The 1,340-nt window shown below is 31.6% G+C and carries 1 protein-coding gene; it reads left to right on the forward strand.

The genetic code is table 11. The features are described 5' to 3' along the window. The first annotated feature begins 453 nt into the window (after positions 1 to 453). Positions 454 to 1,014, forward strand: coding sequence for a GNAT family N-acetyltransferase (locus tag BLV40_RS27765; protein ID WP_090695861.1), 561 nt, complete (start codon positions 454 to 456; stop codon positions 1,012 to 1,014). Positions 1,015 to 1,340 lie beyond the last annotated feature (326 nt).

Genomic DNA, 1,340 nt, shown 5'->3' on the forward strand with positions numbered 1-1,340 from the left:
ACAGCTACTAAAATAATCTCTTTCTTGAATTGTTTTCCTTTAAAATATCTCATGTCTGATTCTCCTATATCCTGTTTTCTAGAGTGTAGCTTCATTTAGAAAACTTTGCAACAGAACCTCTTATTTCCCCCTTTTAACATTAGTACCGTTTTTTTAACCATTGGAACATTATACCATATAGAAATATTCTTTTAATACTTTGCCCGTTAGTTGAAGAAGAAATTGAGAACGTTGTTCTCCCTCCTTTTCCTCACTACCTAAGCATAGTCGAAGAGTCCTAATTGTTCAGCAAACGGGCCATATAACGGAATGAATCATTGCTAAAATTAAAAATATTTGAAATAATTGTTGTTAAGTTAAAGGACAGTGATTACAGAAAAAGGTGATACGATTTTCTCTTACTTAAGAATTGTGGAATGGTAAAAAATCCGAGTAATTATATTCCGAAAGGGTGTGTTTAATATACTATCAACTAATGTTTTTACTTATAAATCTAAGGACGGAAAAACAGTAACAATTAGGGAAGCTAAAGAACAGGATGCAGAAAGAATGTTAAATTCTGCTTCAAGAGCTTTAATAAACGCTCCATACATGCTAAGTACGGTTGAAGATGTAAAACAGATGAGTATTGATACTATTCAAAAAACGTTAAAAGCTTATTATGAAAATCCAAATTATGTACAGTTTATTGCTGAAGTTGATGGTAAGCTAGTCGGTGCAATAGATTTTAAGAACGGAAACAAAGCAAAAATTAGTCATCAAGGGGCTTTTGCGATGACCATACTACCTGAATATCGAAATTATGGTATTGGAAGAGCTCTTCTAGAAACGTTAATCAATTGGGCTAAAAATAACAGTAAGATTGAAAAAGTTTGTCTTGAGGTAATGGAAGATAATTTAGGTGCAATCCAGTTATATAAGAATCTAGGCTTTTTTGAAGAGGGTAGAAAAGCAAAGGGTGTAAAATTGGATGACGGCTATCAAGATTTAATATTAATGGCGTTATTCGTTTGAAATTGAACATTATTCAAGAATAGGAAGCGATTGTTGAACAAGAATTACAAGGGTGATACATATTACACATGACTAATATGTATTACCCTTTATTTTTTATGACTTTTTGCGTTTTAGGGGTGCAGCCGATGCCCATCAACTTAATAATTATCTACTTAAACACCAGCATAAGAATTGTTGGTTTTTATGAGCCAAATTTGCGATTTTAAAAGACCCATATAGGGATCACCATATCATTTTTGGAAAAAAAACTTATCTTGGCAGCATTTTTAAAAGATAAATACATGTTCAGAAAGATAAAATTCAAAGATTAATTGAACATTGAT

Source organism: Bacillus sp. 166amftsu, from assembly GCF_900107445.1.
GTDB classification, from domain to species: Bacteria; Bacillota; Bacilli; order Bacillales; family Bacillaceae_G; genus Bacillus_A; species Bacillus_A arachidis.